This is a genomic window from Streptomyces sp. NPDC021080 (assembly GCF_044333225.1).
GTDB lineage: Bacteria > Actinomycetota > Actinomycetes > Streptomycetales > Streptomycetaceae > Streptomyces.
Window position 1 is genome coordinate 220,888 of the sequence record NZ_JBIRQM010000001.1, and the last position, 4,789, is coordinate 225,676.

Consider the following 4,789-nt stretch of genomic DNA (forward strand, 5'->3'; position numbering starts at 1 on the left):
GGGTCCGCGGTTTGGGGGCGGGGGGCGCGGCCGGGCGGGGGCCCGGGGGGGGCGCGGGCGCCCCCCGGGGGGGGGGGGGGGCGCCGGGGGGGGGGCCCCCCCCCCCCCCCCCGGGGCCCCCCCCCGACCCCTCCAGATTGGGGATGCGGGGGGTGCCCAAGACAAGGCTGCCGGGGCGGCGAGGAGTTGGACAGGCTGGAGTCCGCTCATCGCTGCCGACCGCCCGGTGCAGCCCGGTCCGGGTACGGCCAAGGAGGGGAGTCGTCATGAGTAAGTTCGCGCGGGGCGTGGGGAAGCGGAAGGTCACCGCCGCCGGCCTCGCCATCTCCGGCATCGTGATCAGTGCCTCGGTCGCGCCCGTCACCGCCCACGCGGCCGTTCCGGCCTTCCCGGACAACATCACCATCTTCCCGGACCGGGACTTCGTCTCGATCGACGGCTTCTCCGAGCACGCCGGGGAGCAGGTGACGATCGAGGTGCAGCGCCCGCACGTCGGGCTCATCGGTTCGGCCACCGGCACGATGGCGTCGGCGGCCTCGATCGCGGCGGGCAACCCGGCCATCGAGGTGAACCACCCCGGCGGTCTGTGCTGGGGCGCCGGCGGCGGCCTCCAGGTGACTCCCGACATCCGGGCCGGTGACGTCGTGTCGGTCAAGTTCGGAGGAACGGTGGCCGCCGATGCCACGGCCCTCGACATCGGCGTCACCGGCGGAGCCCTGACCACGCCGACCACCCTGGTGATCCAGGGGCGGCTCGGATCCGAGGTCGACCCGGCGTTCCTGGAGGAGCGGATCATCCAGCCGGCCCTGCGGGACACCGAGGTGGCACGGCGGGACGCGCGGGCTGTCCCGGGTGCCGTGGTGAACGCGCCGAAGGGCGGTTACTCCTCCGGCATGGAGGTGGCCGACGGCATCTTCACCGCCACCTACAAGTTCGGGAGCGCGGACACGGCGGCCGTCGCGGCCGATGGTCTCTACACCGTGACGAGCTGGCAGGACCAGGACCCCGACGGCAACACCCAGGGCGTGACGATCTCGGAGTTCGGTGAGGTGGGCGGTCCCGGGATGGGCGGCTGCCCGGCCGGGGCGGTCCAGCAGGGGCCGGTTTCGCCCACCGGCGTCGTGGTGCACGACGAGGGTGGCTCGACCTCGGTGAGCTGGACCCCGCCCAAGCCGACCCCCGGTACGGCGCCGATCCTCGGATACACCGTGCGTGCCGTCGACCGGCTGAGCAAGAACGGGGTGCAGGGCGAGACCGGCGTCCGCGTCAACGACCCCGACGCGACCTCGGTGACCCTGCCGGGCTCCGTCGAGGGCAAGCGGGTCGAGGTCAGGTCGTTCGGCGAGGCGGGTGAATCCTGGCCGCCCGCGCTGCCGGGCGGCGACCCGGCGGCGGACTCGACGCCGCCGACCGTCACGGCCAAGCCCGCCGGCGGGCTCTACACGGCCGACACCCAGGTCACGCTGACCGCCAATGAGGCCGGCTCGGAGATCTACTACACGCTCGACGGTTCCGACCCGCTGGAGGCGGGCACCACCGGACCCGCGGCGAAGCTGTACACCGGGCCGTTCGAGCTGAAGGCCTCCGACGGGCCCAGGACCGTGCGGTTCGTGGCCTTCGACGCGGCCGGCAACGCCTCGCAGGCGCGGCTGGAGAAGTACACGTTCGGGTCGGCGAAGGAGCCGGGCGCTCCGCGGCCGGTGACCGCGCAGGGCTCCAACGCGAGTGCCACCGTCCGGTGGACGGCGCCCGAGGACCCGGGCACCTCGCCGATCACGGGCTACGAGATCACCGCGACCCCCGCCTCCGGCGCGCCCGTCACGGCCACGGCCGGAGCCGGCGCGTCCAGCGTGCTGCTGACCGGGCTGAAGAACGACACGGCGTACACCGTGACGGTCGTCGCCGTGAACGCGGTCGGCAAGGGCGCCTCGTCCACGCCGGTCGAGGTCACCCCCAAGGCGCCCGCGGTCGACAAGCTCGCGATCACGCTCGCCAAGTGGAAGTCCGGGGACCTGCGGCTCGAAGGCACCGGGTCCGTTCCGGGGGCGTCGCTGACGCTGCGCATCGGCGGGCCGGACGGCCAGGTCTTCGCCTCCAACGTGATCGTGCAGCCGCCCGCGGCGGGCGCGGTCAACGGCACCTGGAGCCTGCGCCTGCGGACCGGCCCGGGCACGGTCACGAACCCGAGCCCTGTCCACATCTCGTCCGACAAGGGCGGAATCCTGGAAAAGGTGACCCTGCCGAACGGCTAGGACCGGCCGACCCGCGCCCCGGCGGGGAGCGTTCGCCGTGCCTCGAACGCCCCCCGCCGGGGCGCCCGCCAGGACCGGCGCGGTCGAAGGAAGCCCCTCCTTCAAGGGCCGCCCCGGTCCGGCCGGGCGGCCGGTGGACCCCCTCCACCGGCCGCCCGCGCCTTTCCCGACCGTCCGGTCACCTCTCCTCCGCGGTGCATTCAGGAACACCGCGAGCCGCCCCGCGGCCGAGGAGCACGGCCGGAGCCGGCACACACCGCAGTACCGAGAACCCGAGAAGACCAGGGCATCCGCGACTCCATGGGGGAGAGCGGGGTGCCCGAGCCGCCGTCGCGGCGGCCCACCATGGGGGTGAACCCGCACATGCACGACAACGCGCTGTCCAGGCGTGACCTGATGAAGTACGGCGTCCTCGCGTCGGCGGCCCTGGCGCTGCCGCTCGAACACGTCGTACGCGCCAAGACGGCTTCGGACCGGATCGCGGTCAGCAAGTTCCCGAAGCCGTTCACCGTGCCGTTCGCGGTGCCGCCCGAGGCCGTACCGGTCAAACGGTCGAGCACCACCGACTACTACAGCGTCACCATGCGCAGTGCCATGACCGAGATCCTGCCCGGCATGAAGACCGAGACCTGGTCGTACGACGGGTCGTTCGGCGGTCCGACGATCCGGGCCACCCGGGGCCGGCCGGCCGTCGTACGGCACATCAACGCGCTGCCCCGGGTGCATCCGCGCCTGGGGTACGAGTCGTGGACCTCGGTCCACCTGCACGGTTCGGCATCGCTGCCGGAGTACGACGGCTACGCCAGCGATGTGACGCGCACGGGCGAGTACAAGGACTACCACTACCCGAACTCCCAGGACGCGCGCACCCTCTGGTACCACGACCACGGCGTCCACCACACGGCCGAGAACGCGTACATGGGCCTTGCCGCGATGTACACGATGCACGACGACCTGGAGCAGTCGCTGCCGATCCCGCACGGCCGTTACGACGTGCCGCTGATCGTCCGGGACGCCATGTTCGACCGCGACGGACAGCTGCTGTACGACGACGGCGGCCACTCCGGGATCTTCGGGGACGTGATCCTGGTCAACGGGCGGCCCTGGCCCGTGATGAAGGTCGAGCGGCGCAAGTACCGCTTCCGCATCCTGAACGGCTCGATCTCGCGGGGCTTCAAGTTCGCGCTGAGCACCGGCGATCCGTTCGTCTTCATCGGCACGGACGCGGGCCTGATGCCGGAGCCCCGCTCGGTGACCAGCTACCGGCACGGCATCGCCGAGCGCTACGAGGTGGTCATCGACTTCGCCAAGTACAAGGTCGGCCAGCGGGTGGTGCTGAAGAACCTCGGCGTGCCGAACTCGGAGGACTTCGACACTACCGGCGACGTGATGGCCTTCGACGTCGCGGGCGATCCCACGGACCTGTCCGGCAACAGCGTTCCGGACCGGCTGAACCCGAACGCGCCGGCGATGGACCTGACCGCCGCGATGGCGAAGAAGACCCGCAAGTTCGAGTTCATCCGCAAGGACGGCATCTGGACCGTCAACGGCAAGACGTGGGCCGACGTGGTCGCCTCCGACTACGAGTACGTCTGGGCCGATCCGGGGCTCGGGGACGTCGAGATCTGGGAGTTCGAGAACAAGTCCGGCGGCTGGTGGCACCCGGTCCATGTGCACCTGGTCGACTTCAAGATCCTGGACCGCAACGGCAAGGCGCCGTCGCCGTGGGAACTCGGCGGCAAGGACACCGTGTACGTCGGCGAGAACGAGACCGTGCGCATGGTGGTCAAGTTCGGCCCGAACAACGGGCGTTACATGATCCACTGCCACAACCTGGTGCACGAGGACCACGACATGATGGCCCAGTTCCGGGTCGGGCCGCCCACCGACGGGCACCACCCGGTGTACGCGGCGCCCGCCGGGTCCGGGACCGCCCCGACGCTGGGGTACGACGATGACTCCATCGACTGAGGCGCGCCCCGCCGAGGTGGCCGCGGAGGTGCCGGGCCCGCGATCCGGCCGATACCTCACGGACCGGCGCCTCGGGTCGCTGCTCTGTGCCGCCGCGAGCGCCGGGGACCTGGTGGTCTTCCAGCAGAACCTGGCGAGCGGCCTGGCCGTGTCACTGCCGTTCCTGGCGGCGGCCGTCGTCCAGCTCGTCCTCGCCCGGCGGGTGTGGGCCTCGCCGCGCACGGCCGCGGCCCTGTCCGCGGTCCTCGTGCTGGGCCTGGTGATCGGTCTGCAGGCCGTCGCCGTACGCAGCGGTGCGATGTCCCTGGGGCCGCGCGAGGAGCCGCTGCGGGCCGATCCGCTCGTGACGGTGGCGCTGTTCCTGCGGCTCGCCGCGCTGTTCTGCCTGGTGCGCGCCCTGTCCGGCCGCGGGCGGTCCTGGGCCGTCAACGCACTCCTCGTCATCGGGGCGGTGGTGTGGACGCTCGGGCTGACCGGCCTGCCGGGGTGACACGGCCGGGGCGGGGGGGGCGCGGGGGCCCGGGGCGGGACCGCGGGCGGGGCCGGCGGCGCGCCGGGGGCGGCGG

3 protein-coding genes are annotated in these 4,789 nt (G+C 72.7%); all 3 read left to right on the plus strand.

Features of this window, described 5'->3' with window-relative positions:
• Positions 1–266: 266 nt before the first annotated feature.
• The 3 genes from ACH4S8_RS00970 (at position 267) to ACH4S8_RS00980 (ending at position 4,713) form a co-directional block, all read left to right on the plus strand.
• Positions 267–2,252: a fibronectin type III domain-containing protein gene (locus ACH4S8_RS00970; RefSeq protein WP_398389632.1), complete on the plus strand. Its 1,986-nt coding sequence runs from the start codon at positions 267–269 to the stop codon at positions 2,250–2,252.
• 315 nt (positions 2,253–2,567) lie between these two features.
• On the plus strand, positions 2,568–4,223 hold the full coding sequence (locus tag ACH4S8_RS00975; protein WP_398389633.1) for a multicopper oxidase family protein: 1,656 nt from the start codon (positions 2,568–2,570) through the stop codon (positions 4,221–4,223).
• On the plus strand, positions 4,207–4,713 hold the full coding sequence (locus ACH4S8_RS00980; protein ID WP_398389635.1) for a hypothetical protein: 507 nt from the start codon (positions 4,207–4,209) through the stop codon (positions 4,711–4,713). Before ACH4S8_RS00975 ends, ACH4S8_RS00980 begins: the two co-directional genes overlap by 17 nt.
• The last annotated feature ends 76 nt before the right edge of the window (positions 4,714–4,789 follow it).

Coding starts and splice junctions, on each gene's coding strand:
- ACH4S8_RS00970 (WP_398389632.1), top strand. CDS start 267: ATGAGTAAGTTCGCGCGGGGCGTGGGGAAGCGGAAGGTCACCGCCGCC.
- ACH4S8_RS00980 (WP_398389635.1), top strand. CDS start 4,207: ATGACTCCATCGACTGAGGCGCGCCCCGCCGAGGTGGCCGCGGAGGTG.